Genomic DNA, 15,378 nt, shown 5'->3' on the forward strand with positions numbered 1-15,378 from the left:
TGGGGGATTTATGGCAATGACAGTCGATAGTGGGCAGACAACCGGATCAAACTGGTTTGATGTGCTTAATACCGTGGTGGATGGTGCTGTGCGCTATCACGCGGCCGGGGTGCAAACCGCAATGCCTGAGCGTGTAGTAGAAACCACGTCCGGGGGCCAAGTGTCCGGGCCAAACCCAACTGCGGGTGCTGGTGCGGGATTACCCGATATACCAGTGAAATATTTTGTTTATGGTGGCCTGGGATTGGTGGCGGTGGTTGGTCTTATTAAGGTCATGAAGTAATGGTCGGCGTTACTGGGATACATCAGGCAACAGACAGCGCGTATGTTGGGCCGGTGAATGTCGGTGGTGTGAATTTTCAGCAAGGGAACGATACTGAAAATTTAATCAAGTTGGCTGGTGCTGCACTGGCCGGGTTCCTGGTCGTCGTATTAGTGAAAAAGGTAGCGAAATAATGGGCGGTGGTGGTGGCGGATCAGCAATAAATGTTCGTGGCGAACATATTTCAGGTTCAAGCACGGGAACCGGGCCGACAACAATCGGCGGCTTGATGATGCCGGGTAAACAAGTCGATGCGCGACAAATGGCCATAGCGGCGCTGATCGGTGGATTGATTGCGTGGTGGGTGGTGTAAATGGGTTTATTTACAGGGTCAAAATCCAGCAGTTCTACAACGAACAACGTAAGTACCACCAATATTGGTTTAAGTGAAATTGGCGATAGCTCTGCGGCGATTATCGGCGATAACAACAGCTACACCATGACCGATCACGGCGCCATAGCTGCAGCATTTGAGCACGGCGAAATGGCTTACGATGTGGCAGATTCTGCAGTTACTCAGAACCGCTATATTGCTGAATCGGCGATAGGCGAAGTTGGGGAAATCACCGAAGACGCGTTCTATTTGGTGGGGGACGTTAACGAGCGATCTATAGACGCTGTGCAAGACTTTTCTACTGATGCGCTCTACACGGTGACTGAATCTTTCGATGACAGCTTAAGCACCGTTGCTGATATTGCCGATTCTCAAAGCGCAAGGGCGTTTGATTTTGGTCGTGAAGTGTTATTCGAGTCTACGGGTCGGATTGAGGATGCTGCAGATTTAAATTACCAATTGGTAAGTCAGGCCCTGGATTATAACCAAGCGTTGATTGGTGAGAGTAATCGATCTGAAGACGCAACGGTGATTCACAACCTAACCAAAAATTTACCGCTGGCCATTATGGCGATTGGTGCAGTTACCGCTTTGTGGGTGTTAAAAAAATGAGTCAACGTGACATAGTGAAATATTTGGAACCTGGGTTAGCGGTAAATGTACCGTTAAATTCTGATGAATTCGTTTATGTGAAAGACGCGCCTCGGGAAATTGACGTTACTATCAATCAGCAAGTGTTGAAAATGGAGAGGGGTGATAAGTCTCGCTTTTCTGCGCCAGTTGACGAATTGGTGCTTCTGAATCCGCACGATGTTCGAATTAGGGTGGTGCTCACTGTCGGCCGTGGGGATTATGAAAAGTTGGTGGTATCGGGTGAGTTGTCGCTTGCTGAAAATATACGCACTAACGCGCTGGGATCGATCAATATGCCGGTTGAATTTACAAAAACTTTTGGTCTGGTAAGTGATGTTCAAGTGGTGCACGCCGCGAACACGGTTATTAGCACTACGCCGATTATTGATGTAACAGGATCGAATTTCGCGCGTGCATTTTTTGAATGGGATAACAAAATTTATTTGATCGATAACACGCACATCTATATTTATGACTATGCCGCAAATTTGGTTGGTACTAAAGCGCTCTCTAATAGCTTGCAGTATATTTGTGGCGGTGACGTTGATCCTGTGTCTGGCAATGCTTATGTTGTCGAACGAAATGGTATTGTGCGTATTAACCTATATAGCGGCGATGTTTTTTCAGTTTATAACGAAGCAGGCTTTTATTTTGGTTGTGGTTTAGGTGCGCATATCGTTGGTGGTGAATTGGTGTTTATACGTGCGAAAACCACAGCGGGGGATAGCTATAAAGCAAATGAAGTGCTTTACCGTTACCCGTTGGGTGCGGATGAGGTTAATGCACTGCCTCTCACTGGTTTTGGTGGGAACTATACGCAAAACTTGTCGATAGATAGGGAGCGTGGCGAACTACTGCAGAGCGGTTCGGGCTCGCATGTGTACCAAGCATTTGATATGCGTTCACAGCGATATTTGGGTGAGCGTAGATTTGCAGTAACACATTCTGGCGGCTATTTGTCACGCAAGAAAAATAATTTTATTACGAGTAAAAACAACTCTATCGAAGTGTGTACGGTCGATGCGATTGAGTATGCAGCACGTTTGTATATTCAAGATGGCGAAGATGAAACGACGCGCAGGGAATTTAGCATCGCTGGCGATTATGGCTTTTTGAGTCGCAACAGCGGTGTGGTGCTGAGAGGAAATATTGTCGCGGCGATTTTGCAGGGGCTAGATATCGGTGGTGGGCTTGCGAGTAACTATCTGGATTATGTTGTGAGCCTTAAATATACCGATGGAAATTACACGCTGTTACGTGATGCCGGCAGTTCATCATTCGCATACCGGGGGTATGAGGATATAGGCGAGTTACTTTTAGAGTCTGAGGTCACAATCAGACTGTTGCCACAATATTTAACCGCGCAAATTTGATGCGTGGTGTTAAAGGGTATTTAATTTTATTCGCGGCCGTTGGGGCGCTGGGGGTTTATGGGGTGAGTAAGTTGGCGCGGGGTATACGTAATAATAACCCACTGAATATTGAACGAACGTCGGATCAATGGTTGGGTATGGCTGTGGACCAAAGCGGAGATGCGCGTTTTGTGGTGTTTGACCATGAAATTTATGGCATTCGCGCTGCCGCCAAGATACTGAAAAGTTATGCTTCTCGCGGTGTAAATACCATTGAAAAAATAATTAGCACCTGGGCGCCATCTCACGAAAATCATACTGAATCGTATATTTCAACGGTGTCACGCCGAACAGGAATACCTGCGAATCAGGTTGTTACTGAATCGGATTATCCAGCGATATTGGCTGCGATGATTTATGTTGAAAATGGGTTCAATCCTTATAGTGAAGAATTGATACGCGAGGGGGTTCGCCTTGCCTAAAACACAAATAAAAGTTGATGGGTTGATGGTCGTCAGCTTTGCGGTGATTGCGGGCATCAGCGTGTTGTGGTGGAACCGCAAAAAAATCGCGCAGGGGCTGGAGGATGCGGCCGATAGTGTTAACCCTACCAGTGACCAGAACCTTGCTTACAGGGCGGTAAATGGCATTGGTGATATTTTGGATGACGGTGAGGATAACGGCGGGTTCTCCCTGGGAACCTGGATTTACGATGTAACGCATAGCGGGGAGTCGTATTGATGAAACAATTTGTAGTGTCTGTTGCTGCGGCAGTGGCTGCGGGCTTAATCATTGAGTTAGTTCGGGAGCGGATGAAGCGTGAAGAAGTTATTTAAAAACAAAAAAATTGTAGGTTTGTTGGTTTCACTTAGTTTGTTGTCGGCTGGCATTTCGCCAGCGGTCGCGCCAGTGGTGACCGGCGCTGTTTGTGAAGCGGTGGAGTGCGAGTAGTGGAGGAGCTACTGAAGTTTGTCGCGGCCGGTGGGGACGTAGGAACCCTGGTTGTGGTCGTGGTCTATGTGAAGCACTCCGCGATGCTTGAGCAACTAAAAGGCAAGATTGATTACATTGAACGCTATTTGTTGAGTCGCGTTCCGTGAGTGACAAGATTCTGTTTGTGCTGCTCACTGGTGGCGCTGTCGTAGCGGGGTTCACCTTCGGATTGGCGGTAGGTCGGGCTACACGTGACGCGGCTCCGTCCAGCGTCTCTACGTCAATGCAAGGCGGTGTGGTCACCATACAGGTCGATGCTGGGGCGGCGTTGAAGCAGGGGCTTTCTAGTTGGAATGGTAGTTAATCTATGACCACATATTGCCCACAGTGAATGCGCGGAATGCGTATAAATGGCATGTGATGACCGGCTAACATATTGAAAATGCTGGAATAACTTTATTTTTGTGGCTTGTGGTATGGACTGTTAATCATTGGGTCGCTGGTTCGAGCCCAGCAGGCGGAGCCAAATTAAAAAAGCCCGGTCAGAAATGGTCGGGCTTTTTTAATTTGGCGGAGACTGCTGAGCGTAGCCCAGTTGGGTGAACCGCGCCCGGAAAAAGCATCGCTTTTTCAGCGGTGAACGGGTGAGGGATACCGCCCGAACCCCGGAGGGGCCAACACATTCGGAAGCCCGGTCAGAAATGATTGGGCTTTTTTGTTTGTAGCAATCCTTTAGGATTGCTGGAACGCCGGTTCGTCGAACCGGCTTCTGGGGCGTTTCGCTGCGCTGCACTTCTACGGTTTTTCCTCTAACTCCCCACGCTCGTACCTTTCTGCAATATCTGTAAACAACGCCAGATAGCCGCCTTCTTTAAACAGGGCTTCGTCGCTCATGTCGAAGCACTGACATAAGTCCTGATCTGGGTGTTCGCAACGGCTTTGATTTTTTAAGCAATAACCGGGTGTCCTGGCATAGCAATCTACTAATCGGGAGATGCCCAGCTTTTCGTCGCCGCAGTATTCGGCCAGCGAAAATTTATGGGCAGGCAAGGCACCGGGCTCGCCGGGTTTCAGGAAAAAACGCTTGATATTGTCTACAAACCAGCGTGCGCCCTGTATGGGGAATTCGTATTGCTCTATATGTCGGATAGGCGTTCCGCTAAAGGGACTAATCGTATCTAGATAGCGATGGATGATAAGTATTTCTTGGTGAAAGTAAAATTTCCAATCGTAATCACTGCTCCCCCGTTTTTCGTAAGTTGTCGTGATTAGCTTCCAATCGGTTGGTATAGCTTCAGGCTGATACACTGGCCATTCCTGAACACGCGGTACGGGCTTCCAGTTTTTTTCATCGAATTCCGGTGGCTTCATGCGTTTAATCCTTTAAGCGTATTTCGGGCTCGATTTGTCGGTAGACAAACCGAAATCGCACTCCGTTATAACTCTCCACGCTCGTACCTTTCTGCAATATCCGTAAACAACGATAGGTAGCCGCCTTCTTTAAACAGGGCTTCATCGCTCATGTCGAAACACTGACATAGGTCCCTGTTAGGGTGACCGCAGCGGCTGAGATTTTCGAACGAATAGCCCGGTGTGCTGGCATAGCAATCTACTAGCCGTGAGATACCTAGCTTTTCGTCGCCGCAGTATTCGGTCAGCGAAAATTTATGGGCTGGCAAGGCACCCGGCTCGCCGGGTTTTAGAAAGAAACGCTTGATATTGTCCACAAACCAGCGGGCGCCCTGAATGGGGAATTCGTATTGGAATATGTGACGGATTGGTTCTCCGTTAAATCTATTTATTGTGTCGTCGCATTCATAAATGATTAGCATTTTTCCATCGAAGTACAAATGCCAGTTGTAGTCGTCCCCCGCGCGATCTTGAAAATATTTCTGTACAATTTTCCAGCTTTCAGGCAATGCTTCTGGCTGAAAGACCGGCCATTCTTGAACACGGGGTACGGGCTTCCAGTTTTTATCGTCGAACTTCGGGGGCTTCATGCGTTTAATCCTTTAAGCGTATTGCGGGTTCGATTTGCCGGTAGACAAACCAAAATCGCACTCCTTTATAACTCCCCACGCTCGTACCTTTCGGCAATCTCCGTAAACAACGCCAGGTAGCCGCCTTCTTTAAACAGGGCTTCGTCGCTCATGTCGAAACGTTGGCACAGGTCCCTGTTAGGGTGGCCGCAACGGCTTTGATTTTTAAAGCAATAACCGGGTGTGCTGGCATAGCAATCTGCTAGGCGTGAAATACCCAGTTTTTCGTCGCCGCAGTACTCGGTCAGCGAAAATTTATGGGCAGGCAAGGCGCCCGGCTCGCCGGGTTTCAGAAAGAAACGCTTGATATTGTCTACAAACCAGCGTGCGCCCTGGATGGGGAATTCGTATTGCTCGATACTCCTGAAGGGTTTTCCATTGAATGGGTTGGGGTCGTCATTTACGTCACGTAAAATCAGGTGGCATCCATCGTAAAAAATCTTCCAGCCGTATTTCGATCTTTGTGGATCGCCGTTAAACGTACCGATATGCCGCCAGCCTATTGGTAACGCTTCAGGCTGATACACCGGCCATTCCGGAACACGGGGTACGGGTTTCCAGTTTTTTTCATCGAATTCCGGTGGCTTCATGCGTGTAATCCTTGTATAGAGGTTAATTTTATCGTGGTCACCGCTGGGTTATCGCCGGCCTGCATTTGCCTTAACGTTTGAGGATTTTTGTCGTAGGAAAAGGTTTCCACTACACCATATGGATTGGTGTCGCCATCCGGGTTCCTCATATTTTTGGTAAGCCCGTTGCCCAGAAAGTGCTCGTCGGCTCCGGTCTCGCTTTGTAGTGTGGCCCTATTTTCAAACAGTTTTTGGTCGTGCTCGGAAGTATTGTTTGACTCAAAATACCGCATTTGAATAGCGCTTTTTTTTGATCCCCCCTTCTCAACAGATTCCATAGCCGTTACCGCCTCAAAATACTTTTCACTCGTTTCTTGCGAGAGGGTTTCTTCAAGCAGCTCGGGATGTGGTAAATCTCCGGCGATTTCCTGTTTGGTAAAGTTACTCATATTTTTATAGGTGGGTACAAATGTGTAACTGCCGTCTTTGTCCATAACCTGCTGCTTATCGATAATCGCGAGGGTGTACTCTTCTTCAGGTTTATAGGCTTTGCCGGTGGCGGCGCAGATTAATCTGGGGTCGGTATCGTTGGCTTCAAGCTGGTCGAAGGTGGTACTCCAGTACTTCATCGCGCCGTTTTCTATAGTTCCCAAATAGCCGTCTCCATCTTTTATGTGTCGCGTTTCTATAATGCGCACGATGTATTTTTCATTAATTTCTCCCTGGCTGGCGATATGTACAAGTTCTTCCTGTGTGTATTTTTCCGGTACTTTACCTTCGTTCTGGATTTGCACGCGCCGTTTTGCCAGTTGCTGTTTGGCTTCGGCAAAGTTTTGGGGGGCAGTTTTTTTGCTGGCAATACTTGTTTCGATGGGCGCAGGCCGCGCTGCGGCTTGGGTCGGTGTGGAGGAGGCGGGTTCCGGAGCTAAGGGTATTCTCCGGTTTCCAGGTATATTTGCTGCAGAAGAAACCTCACTTTTCGTGTTGCTGCTGGGTGCGTGTGGCCGGAAGTCTATTTTCCATGCCCAGATATCACCGCGAACAAGCGCGTCGGTCAGTTGGCTTCGTGCGAGTTGCTCATCAGGCGGGCTAAAACTTGCCTGGGTTCGACTGATAAAGCCACAATCCACCTGTATTTGATTAAGCTGCGTGGGTGTGAGGCTCTCCGTAAGTGCTTCTGCATCAGCTCTTTTCGACAATTGCTGTTTTTGTGCGGCGAACGGAGTAGGCGTGTTTTCCACCGCTGGCGAAAATACGAGTGCTTTGCCCAATTCGATGGGGATGGGCGTTGCTTCGTTCAAGCGAGGTATTTTGAAAAAGTTAACGACTCCCCGAACCACAAGCGCCGCGACCCGGTAGGCCATGTATTCGTGCTCGTTGGTGCTGCTCAGCCAACGCCCCAGCAATGCTGGCCATTGCTGGTTGGTAACATTGAGTCGAGCAACGAACTGCATGGCATAAACCGTGTCAGTAAACCGATGACATTCCCGCCGACAGTCACTCGGTGGGTTATACCCGAGCACTAGTTCGTAACAATTGCCAAAGGAATCGTTAACAATTGGGTGGTGTGATGTGTTCATGAAATTCCATCTTCAAGTTGAGTTTCTGGTGCTTTTGCTCCGAAGCACTTTTTTCCGTAGCGGGTGCTTTTCAGTTACCCGGATTTACCAGCCTAAAAAGCTATCCAACCCAAACAAACACCCCAGCCGTACTCTTTACCACTTGCGGTTGGTGTGTTCCCAAAGCGACGAAGGAAAGCGCCCCCAGAAGCGCAGCGTCCCAGCAATGACTAAAGAGAGTGTTCCTCAAGCCCCGAGTAGCGGCGGCGCTCCGTCCTCCGACATAGTTTCCCACGGCAACCAAACGCTATGGGTGCGCTATTTCCCAAATTTTGATGCCGTTTTCCCAAAGCGACCGAAGGAAATCGCTCCCCAGCAGCGAAGCGTCCCAGCAACGACCAAAAGGAGTGTCCCCCAGGCAGGCCCCGCACGGCGGCGGCGCCCCCAGAAACGACCAGCGGGAGTGTTCCCCAAGCCCCGCCTTCGGTGGGCCTATAACTTCCCTATCGCCGCAATACCCAACGCCGCCTGATACATAATCTGCGTCACACTGCTCCAGACCGTCAAGCGGTCTACACGATCGGTATCCAGCGGTACGATAATGGTGTCGCCGGGGTCGATTGCCTGGCTGCGATTTTTAAACCAGGCGGAGTTGCTGGGCAGAAATACACGGCCATTGGCTTTTACTACGTAAATACGTTTTTTATCTGCGTTGTACTTGGTGCCGCCAGAGCGGTCGACGTAATCGTCCACGGTAAGGCGCTTGTCGTAAAAGTGCGATGTCGGGAATTGCACCTCTCCGACCACAGTAACGGAAGGTTTATAGCGGGGTACTTCCAGAGTATCACCATCCACCATTTGAAAATCCAGTTCGTTCGGGTGGGACATAATGGCGGGCAGGTCGATAACCATGCGACCCAACGCTTTCACCTGGTTCAGGTTCTCAAGAATTTGCTCGGATTTTTCGTCGCTGACTTTACCTTCCTGCAAGCTTACCGCGGCGATATCCGATTCAATTTTATCGCGCAGGTCTTCAAGTCGTTCCGCTTCCAGCTGGCGCAGCTCTTCGCGAGAAAAAACGGCACCTTCAGGATAGGCGTGCGGGGTTAGGCCGCCAGCGCGGTGAAGGACGTCCATAATGGTTTCGCCCGGCAAGATGGTGTAGTTGCCAGGGTGTACAACTTCCCCTAGGAGCGAGATGGATTCTTTTTTCTGCCACAGAGGGATTTGTTTTATGCGTAGGGTATCGCCGGCCATCAGCACTGGATTATCCAGTTGCATATCCAGACTTATATGCATAACGACTGTTGTACGCTGTTCATTCAGGTCGTAGCGAGTGATTTCCGCAGACGTTCCCAGCGCGCTCTCGGTGAGGCCGCCAGCGAGGTTAATTGCGGTTACGGTGTCCATATCTTTTGCCAGCGGGTAGCTTCCGGGGAAGCGAACGCTGCCTGATATTTCCATGATTTTTTGGCGGTGGTTAATGCTGGCCTGGGTCTTCAGTCTTTCCATCAGAGGCTCAAGCAGCTCACTGCGATCCGTTTCGTAATCGAACAGGGTGACGGTATCGCGCGATTCCAATTTGATATTCGCTGGGCTATTTGGGTTGGCGAATGCCATTTTCGGCGAAAATGTCAGCACATGAATTTTGCGAGTCGATTTTTCTTCGCGCTGAATAATGCCTATTTCGATATCCGGGTTAGCCAGTAAATCGTCCACATTGCTGACGATATCGGTAAACCGCATATTCGGCCGCCAGGCGAAACCGCCGGGGCGCTTTACGTGGCCTTCCAGTTTGACGATATCGCGCATGGTTTCCAGCGTAGAAAATATCTGTACTACGTCAGCGTCGCGCACCTTAAAGCTCCGACCAGAATTGGTCGAAAGGTCCAGGTTTACCAGCGTTTTCTCACCGCTGTCTTGCAAAATACGTTCGATCCGTGATGCGGGCACAAACGCGGTGGGAAGTAGGCCTCCCGCCAGGCTGATAACATCGGCAACGCTCTTTTCTTTCAGTAGTTCGTAAATAGCAGGGCGTTTTACTTCGCCCGCAACGCCGACGGTTTTACCTATGGGGGGAACGAAAATAACGTCGCCGGGTAGAAGCCGTGCATCTTTGCTGGTGTCGCCATGCAGCAGTAGATCATAAAGATCCAGTGTCGTAACGACCTTGCCCTGTCGTTTCAATTGAATATTGCGCAACGAACCGATTTTGGTAATGCCACCGGAGGCAAAAATGGCGTTCGTCATCGTGGACAGCGAACCCACAACATAGGAGCCGGGGACGTTTGCCTCACCAAGTACAAACACCCGCACAGTGCGCAGCGTGCCCATGGTGACTGAACTTTTAACCCCAATCATTTGCTGGCTGACAATTTCTTCGATTTTTGCAGTGCCCTTGGAGTAGGACAAGCCCGCCAAGGATACCGGCCCAATATTCGGGAACATTACCTGGCCGTCGCGATCAATTGTCAGGCTGTGCGTGGTGTTTTCCTTGCCGTACAGCTGCACGTTGATCGTGTCGCCTGGCCCTAAGACATAGTCTGAGGGAATAGGGATGTCGACGCTTGGCGAGAAAGTATCTGCACCAAATTGGAAGATGTCGTAACCAAAGAGCTCAAGCTTTTCGTTGATCGAGTCTTTTTCTTTATCTTCTTCCAGGCTTAGTTCGTCCACGCCGAGCAACGCGGTTTTTTCGACTTCGGACTCGCCGGTACCGGATTTAATTCGCTCACGTTTACCTGAGATTGCCTCCCGTGCGTCAGCGGCTGGAGTGGAGCTCCTGCCACTCCCGATGAGCTGTTGAAATTCGCTGGGATTAATTCCCATCGAGCGCGCGAGCGCTTCTTGCTCGGCGGGTGACATCTGCTTGAATTTTTCGATCTGTTCCGGGGTGGGGGTAAAGCCCAGCCCCTGAGCGTTGATATGCAGGCTGGCGAAGAGGCAGACGAGAAGGCCAAGCAGGTAGCTGAATCTTTTCACGTTCATAGAGCAGGCTTGTATAGGATGGGCATTCATGTGATGAGTGGTTTCCGTGCTGATTCTTGTTTCCAGGTGCATTTAAAATTCAAGGTCGAAGGTTGCGTAGCCGCCGGAGCTGATTGTTTCGTCTGCCAGGCGTAACTTATTCGCGAAGTAATTAACACCGACAGAGATTTTCAACCAGCTGTTAACTGGCGCAGAGTAGCTTACAGCAGCAAAAGAGGTGTTCTGTGCATGCTGTTCTGCGACCTCCGTGGCCGCTACTTCGGGCGTATTATCGTTGTTCAAGGTAACTCTGCCTAGTTTCCAGTGTAGTTGGTGGCCGTTACTGAAATAGTGCTGCGCCAACAGTGTTGCGCTTTGGCTGTGCTTATCGAAGTTGAATGCCGACCCCAGGCTGCGCTCGTAGTTGCGGTAGCCATGAACCAGATCGGTATTTTCCGTTGTCACCGGTGTATTGTCGTTATATTCGATGGCAACGCGAGTATGGGTATTGCCCAGAAGCATCGCATTTTCGATACCGTAAACGTAACTGTTCTCGCCTAGCTTAGAATTGTCTTGAGCCATTTGCTGATAAACCGCCAGTTGGCCCCAGGGCGCATTCGTACTCGCGCGCCAATCCAAGCTGATCATTTTGTAGCTCTCGGTTTCTTCTGCGGGCTCGTCGTTTCGCTTTATTTCACCGCTGGATATTTGCGTGGTCGCTGCACCGATTTCGAGAAAGCGCGAAGGAGACACAGAGAGCCTGGCCCCGGAGAACAGCGGTTTTCGCTCGTAGTCGTTTTGTTGCAGTTCGCCAGCGAAGAGCGCAATGTCCCAGCTAACGGGGGTGCGGTAGGTGTTTTTCGCGGCGCTCGCATCTTTGCGCTGAACAAAAAGTGCGGGCGTTGGCCGGGCATTGGTGCTCAGCATCTGGCTCGATTGCCAACCCGGGCCCCACCAGCGTGATTGTGCGCCGACGCCAAGCACCCAATTGCCAAGTGTAGTGGCGATATAGGAGTCATCGTATCGATTCGTGTGGTCGTCCAACGGATCGAATACGTAACTTCGCGATAGCTTGAGGGCAAAGTTAGTGCGGGTAAATGTTGATGAAATACGACCGAATTGCGGGTCGTTTTCGGGCGCTGAAAAGCCGGCAAATGCGCCTGGGCTGCTCGCCGCTTGTGCTTGAATGCTGAGTTCTGTTTCACGCATCGCGCGCTTAAGCTGGTGCCGCAAGTATTGATACGACCACAGTTCTCGCTGACTGAGGGATTCTGCTCGCAATTCGTCCAACTCACTCTTTACCCCGCTCCACATGAGCGGCCAGGTATTAAGTGGCAGCCGAATTTTACCTGCGTCTTTTAGAATTAGCAGGTGGTGGCGGGTGCGGGCGTCTCCGGCGTCTATCCATGGCGATGCAGCGCTCTGTTTATACGCTGTGGCGAGCAGCGTTATCACGAGATATCTGGCGAGCGTTGCTGGGTGAAGGGGAAGCAAAACCGGTGGTAATCCTTGAGTTTCTTAAGGCGTTAAGCGAGAGCTGCATGATAAGGGCTTTTGGCGGTCAGTCAACGATGGATTACAATTTCAAACGTGTCGTGAATTTAGACTTGTACGTCGCTTGTCTATATAATCCGCGGCTCGCTTTTTTACGTGCGGTGATCATGTTCCGTTCGTCGCACCCATAATCACGTGGCCTTTCGTAGGGGTCACCACTGAGGATACAAATATGCCTGTTATAACTCTCCCCAACGGTTCCAAGCGCGAATTCTCCAACCCCATTACCGTTCTGGATGTTGCCGCTGATATCGGCCCAGGTCTGGCCAAAGCTACCCTGGCTGGCATTGTGGACGGCAAGGAAGTAGATGCCGGATTCACCATTGAGCAAGATGCGGCCCTGTCCATTGTGACGGAAAAATCGCCAGAAGGTCTGGAGGTGATCCGCCACTCTACCGCTCACCTGTTGGCGCAAGCGGTGAAATCGCTGTTTCCGGAAGCACAAGTGACCATCGGGCCGGTTATTGACGACGGCTTTTACTACGATTTCGCCTACTCGCGGGCGTTCACCCCGGAAGATCTAGCCGCCATTGAGAAAAAAATGACGGAGTTGTCTGAGCAGGATATCCCTGTTTCCCGCCGGGTGCTGCCGCGCGACGAAGCCGTGGCTTTTTTCCGCGGTATTGGCGAAGACTACAAAGCGGAGATTATCGAGAGTATTCCTGCGAACGAAGACCTGTCTCTATATAAGCAGGGCGACTTCGAAGACCTTTGCCGTGGCCCCCACGTGCCATCAACCGGCAAACTCAAATACTTTAAATTGATGAAAGTCGCGGGCGCTTACTGGCGAGGCGACGCGAAAAACGAAATGCTACAGCGGATATACGGCACCGCGTGGGCGAACAAGAAAGACCTGAAAGCGTATCTGCACCGGTTGGAAGAGGCGGAAAAACGCGACCATCGTAAGCTGGGCAAAAAGTTCGACCTGTTTCACTTGCAGGAAGAAGCGCCGGGCATGGTGTTTTGGCACCCTAAAGGCTGGTCGGTGTACACCGCAATTGAGCAGTATATGCGCAAAGTTCAGCGCGAAAACGGCTATAAAGAAATTAAAACGCCACAGGTTGTCGACCGAAGCTTGTGGGAGCGCTCCGGGCACTGGGATAAATTCCGCGATGGCATGTTCACCGTTGAGTCAGAATCCCGCGATTACGCGGTTAAACCGATGAACTGCCCTTGTCATATTCAGGTGTTCAATCAGGGTCTGAAGAGCTATCGCGACCTGCCGCTACGATTTGCCGAGTTCGGCTCCTGCCACCGTAATGAAGCTTCAGGCACGCTGCAGGGCATTATGCGTGTTCGTGCGTTCACTCAGGACGACGGCCATATTTTCTGTGCTGAAGACGCCATTCAAAGCGAAGTCTCCATCTTTACCGACCTGTTGTACGAGGTATACCGGGATTTCGGCTTTGAGGACGTGATTATCCGCTTGTCCACCCGCCCGGAACAGCGGGTTGGCAGCGAGGAAGTGTGGGATAAATCTGAGAAGGCGCTCGCGGATGCCCTTAACGCAAAAGGTTTGGCATTTGAGTACCTGCCCGGCGAAGGCGCATTTTATGGGCCGAAGATTGAATTCTCCCTGAAAGACTGCATTGGCCGAGTATGGCAATGCGGCACCATTCAAGTGGATTTCTCTATGCCGGCACGCTTGGATGCACAGTTTGTCGCAGAAGACGGCTCCCGTCAGGTGCCAGTCATGCTGCACCGCGCCATTCTTGGGTCGTTCGAGCGTTTTATTGGTATTCTGATCGAGAACTACGAGGGTGCCTTCCCTCCCTGGCTGGCGCCAGAGCAGGTCGTTGTTATGAATATCACAGATAATCAAGCCGAATATGCCGAAAAAGTCCGTAACTCCTTGCAAAACGAGGGTTTTAGGGTGGTTTCCGACTTGAGAAATGAAAAAATCGGCTTTAAAATCCGCGAGCACACAATCCAGAAGGTTCCCTATCTGCTGGTCGTCGGCGACCAGGAAATGGAAAACAACTCCGTTGCGGTTCGCACCCGCGAAGGCAAAGACCTGGGAACATACTCCGTTGACGATTTTGCTACACTCTTGGCAGACAGCGTCGCCAAGCGTGGGCGGGCATAGTTTTCGCCTTATAAAAGACAGCGGATGCTGGATAACGATTAATTTGCAGAGGAGAAATGCACCATTAACAATCGTGATACTGCCAAAGGGCGTTCAAAGAAAGCGGCGATTAATGATCAGATACAAGCTAAAGAAGTACGCCTTATAGGCGCCGACGGTCAACAAGTTGGAATTGTGACCCTCACAGAAGCGTTGGAGGCCGCTCAGGCTGCCAGTCTCGACCTGGTGGAAATTGCTTCCGAGGCCGAGCCAATCGTTTGCAAAATCATGGATTATGGCAAACACCTTTTTGAGATTAAGAAGCAAAAAGCGGCAGCCAAAAAGAAACAAAAGCAACAGCAGGTTAAAGAAATGAAGTTTCGCCCTGGTACTGAAGAGGGTGACTACAAAGTTAAACTGCGTAACTTGCAGCGTTTCATTGAGCATGGCGACAAAGCAAAAGTCTCTCTGCGCTACCGGGGCCGTGAAATGGCTCACCAGGAGCTCGGTATGGAGATGATGAAACGTATCGAAGTAGATCTGGATGAAATCGCGTCAGTAGAGCAGTATCCGAAGATGGAAGGGCGCCAGTTAATTATGGTGTTAGCGCCCAAGAAGCGTAAATAATCTGCAGTACATCTGCGGCTAAGCACTGGTAATTGCAAACAACAGTTTTAATGCGTTTGTGGTTGCGGTATTTAAGTCGCGAAGCCTAAGCGGTTGTAGGCGTAAACGGTTGTAAAAGTTTACGTCACTAAAAATGCGCGCAACCTTTGGTGTGAAAGTTCTTTCGCACCGGTTGGGCGCATTTTTTATTTTGGGGCTTATAAAAAATTATTGTTACATTCTTTTTGCCCGCCTCTCGCCCCGCACTTCCAGTTGCTCCGCCTCGCTGTTGGCGCCAGAAAATTTTTGTAAAAAATTCCACGCGCCAATGCAAAAACCTCCTTCCTTTCAAATCGAAAAAACGAAATCTAGCACGCCACAGACGCTATTTAGCCAATAGGTAGCGGCATATGGATTGCTGAGGTAAAAGAAGCCGCACGCCACT

17 protein-coding genes are annotated in these 15,378 nt (G+C 50.3%); 11 read left to right on the forward strand and 6 right to left on the reverse strand.

The genetic code is table 11. From position 1 onward, the window contains the following. Positions 1 to 10: 10 nt before the first annotated feature. The 9 genes from TERTU_RS06360 to TERTU_RS06390 all read left to right on the forward strand — a co-directional run bounded on the left by TERTU_RS06360 (position 11) and on the right by TERTU_RS06390 (position 3,938). Complete coding sequence (locus TERTU_RS06360; protein WP_041590087.1) at positions 11 to 283, forward strand: hypothetical protein; 273 nt, start codon at positions 11 to 13, stop codon at positions 281 to 283. Next, complete coding sequence (locus TERTU_RS21965) at positions 283 to 456, forward strand: hypothetical protein (protein WP_187148803.1); 174 nt, start codon at positions 283 to 285, stop codon at positions 454 to 456. The genes TERTU_RS06360 and TERTU_RS21965 overlap by 1 nt, the downstream gene beginning before the upstream one ends. Beyond that, the gene (locus TERTU_RS06365) at positions 456 to 635 is read left to right on the forward strand and encodes a hypothetical protein (RefSeq protein WP_041590088.1); all 180 of its coding nucleotides are present in this window, start codon (positions 456 to 458) and stop codon (positions 633 to 635) included. Before TERTU_RS21965 ends, TERTU_RS06365 begins: the two co-directional genes overlap by 1 nt. After that, positions 636 to 1,268 carry a hypothetical protein gene (locus tag TERTU_RS06370; protein ID WP_015818213.1) on the forward strand — a complete coding sequence of 211 codons (633 nt, stop codon included), beginning with the start codon at positions 636 to 638 and terminating at the stop codon, positions 1,266 to 1,268. Then, positions 1,250 to 2,662, forward strand: coding sequence for a hypothetical protein (locus TERTU_RS06375; protein WP_143876272.1), 1,413 nt, complete (start codon positions 1,250 to 1,252; stop codon positions 2,660 to 2,662). The genes TERTU_RS06370 and TERTU_RS06375 overlap by 19 nt, the downstream gene beginning before the upstream one ends. After that, entirely contained in the window at positions 2,662 to 3,123 is a 462-nt protein-coding gene (locus TERTU_RS06380) for a hypothetical protein (RefSeq protein ID WP_015817054.1), read from the forward strand. The genes TERTU_RS06375 and TERTU_RS06380 overlap by 1 nt, the downstream gene beginning before the upstream one ends. Beyond that, complete coding sequence (locus tag TERTU_RS06385; protein ID WP_015818030.1) at positions 3,116 to 3,382, forward strand: hypothetical protein; 267 nt, start codon at positions 3,116 to 3,118, stop codon at positions 3,380 to 3,382. Before TERTU_RS06380 ends, TERTU_RS06385 begins: the two co-directional genes overlap by 8 nt. A gap of 209 nt (positions 3,383 to 3,591) precedes the next feature. Continuing rightward, the gene (locus TERTU_RS21970) at positions 3,592 to 3,741 is read left to right on the forward strand and encodes a hypothetical protein (RefSeq protein WP_015817307.1); all 150 of its coding nucleotides are present in this window, start codon (positions 3,592 to 3,594) and stop codon (positions 3,739 to 3,741) included. After that, positions 3,738 to 3,938, forward strand: a complete 201-nt coding sequence (locus tag TERTU_RS06390) for a hypothetical protein (protein WP_041590089.1) — start codon at positions 3,738 to 3,740, stop codon at positions 3,936 to 3,938. The genes TERTU_RS21970 and TERTU_RS06390 overlap by 4 nt, the downstream gene beginning before the upstream one ends. A gap of 431 nt (positions 3,939 to 4,369) precedes the next feature. Here TERTU_RS06390 and TERTU_RS06395 read toward each other — a convergent pair whose 3' ends face one another. From TERTU_RS06395 to TERTU_RS06420, 6 genes are all read right to left on the reverse strand, one after another. Continuing rightward, on the reverse strand, positions 4,370 to 4,945 hold the full coding sequence (locus TERTU_RS06395; protein WP_015820805.1) for a hypothetical protein: 576 nt from the start codon (positions 4,943 to 4,945) through the stop codon (positions 4,370 to 4,372). A gap of 65 nt (positions 4,946 to 5,010) precedes the next feature. After that, the gene (locus TERTU_RS06400; RefSeq protein WP_015818025.1) at positions 5,011 to 5,574 is read right to left on the reverse strand and encodes a hypothetical protein; all 564 of its coding nucleotides are present in this window, start codon (positions 5,572 to 5,574) and stop codon (positions 5,011 to 5,013) included. Between the two features lie 65 nt (positions 5,575 to 5,639). Next, positions 5,640 to 6,203 (reverse strand): hypothetical protein, encoded by a 564-nt coding sequence (locus tag TERTU_RS06405; protein WP_015819399.1) that lies wholly within the window; start codon positions 6,201 to 6,203, stop codon positions 5,640 to 5,642. Beyond that, positions 6,200 to 7,762: a hypothetical protein gene (locus tag TERTU_RS06410; protein ID WP_028877489.1), complete on the reverse strand. Its 1,563-nt coding sequence runs from the start codon at positions 7,760 to 7,762 to the stop codon at positions 6,200 to 6,202. The genes TERTU_RS06405 and TERTU_RS06410 overlap by 4 nt, the downstream gene beginning before the upstream one ends. A gap of 471 nt (positions 7,763 to 8,233) precedes the next feature. Further along, positions 8,234 to 10,729, reverse strand: a complete 2,496-nt coding sequence (locus tag TERTU_RS06415; protein ID WP_015816818.1) for an SLBB domain-containing protein — start codon at positions 10,727 to 10,729, stop codon at positions 8,234 to 8,236. A gap of 72 nt (positions 10,730 to 10,801) precedes the next feature. Beyond that, a complete protein-coding gene (locus TERTU_RS06420; protein ID WP_015820320.1) occupies positions 10,802 to 12,163 on the reverse strand; it encodes a capsule assembly Wzi family protein in 1,362 nt (453 codons plus the stop codon). Between the two features lie 271 nt (positions 12,164 to 12,434). Here TERTU_RS06420 and thrS point away from each other — a divergent pair, with 271 nt between their 5' ends. Together thrS and infC are read left to right on the forward strand one after the other, a co-directional pair. Further along, entirely contained in the window at positions 12,435 to 14,348 is a 1,914-nt protein-coding gene (thrS, locus tag TERTU_RS06425) for a threonine--tRNA ligase (protein ID WP_015817780.1), read from the forward strand. A gap of 63 nt (positions 14,349 to 14,411) precedes the next feature. After that, the gene (infC, locus tag TERTU_RS06430) at positions 14,412 to 14,954 is read left to right on the forward strand and encodes a translation initiation factor IF-3 (protein WP_026160453.1); all 543 of its coding nucleotides are present in this window, start codon (positions 14,412 to 14,414) and stop codon (positions 14,952 to 14,954) included. The last annotated feature ends 424 nt before the right edge of the window (positions 14,955 to 15,378 follow it).

This window comes from Teredinibacter turnerae T7901 (assembly GCF_000023025.1).
Classification (GTDB): Bacteria; Pseudomonadota; Gammaproteobacteria; order Pseudomonadales; family Cellvibrionaceae; genus Teredinibacter; species Teredinibacter turnerae_B.

Excerpts from the sequence above, each read along its gene's own strand:
- TERTU_RS06360 (WP_041590087.1), top strand. The coding sequence starts at position 11 with ATGGCAATGACAGTCGATAGTGGGCAGACAACCGGATCAAACTGGTTT.
- thrS (WP_015817780.1), top strand. The coding sequence starts at position 12,435 with ATGCCTGTTATAACTCTCCCCAACGGTTCCAAGCGCGAATTCTCCAAC.
- TERTU_RS06365 (WP_041590088.1), top strand. The coding sequence starts at position 456 with ATGGGCGGTGGTGGTGGCGGATCAGCAATAAATGTTCGTGGCGAACAT.
- TERTU_RS06410 (WP_028877489.1), bottom strand. The coding sequence starts at position 7,762 with ATGAACACATCACACCACCCAATTGTTAACGATTCCTTTGGCAATTGT.
- TERTU_RS06400 (WP_015818025.1), bottom strand. The coding sequence starts at position 5,574 with ATGAAGCCCCCGAAGTTCGACGATAAAAACTGGAAGCCCGTACCCCGT.
- TERTU_RS06380 (WP_015817054.1), top strand. The coding sequence starts at position 2,662 with ATGCGTGGTGTTAAAGGGTATTTAATTTTATTCGCGGCCGTTGGGGCG.
- TERTU_RS06370 (WP_015818213.1), top strand. The coding sequence starts at position 636 with ATGGGTTTATTTACAGGGTCAAAATCCAGCAGTTCTACAACGAACAAC.
- TERTU_RS06415 (WP_015816818.1), bottom strand. The coding sequence starts at position 10,729 with ATGAACGTGAAAAGATTCAGCTACCTGCTTGGCCTTCTCGTCTGCCTC.
- TERTU_RS21965 (WP_187148803.1), top strand. The coding sequence starts at position 283 with ATGGTCGGCGTTACTGGGATACATCAGGCAACAGACAGCGCGTATGTT.
- TERTU_RS06405 (WP_015819399.1), bottom strand. The coding sequence starts at position 6,203 with ATGAAGCCACCGGAATTCGATGAAAAAAACTGGAAACCCGTACCCCGT.
- TERTU_RS06395 (WP_015820805.1), bottom strand. The coding sequence starts at position 4,945 with ATGAAGCCACCGGAATTCGATGAAAAAAACTGGAAGCCCGTACCGCGT.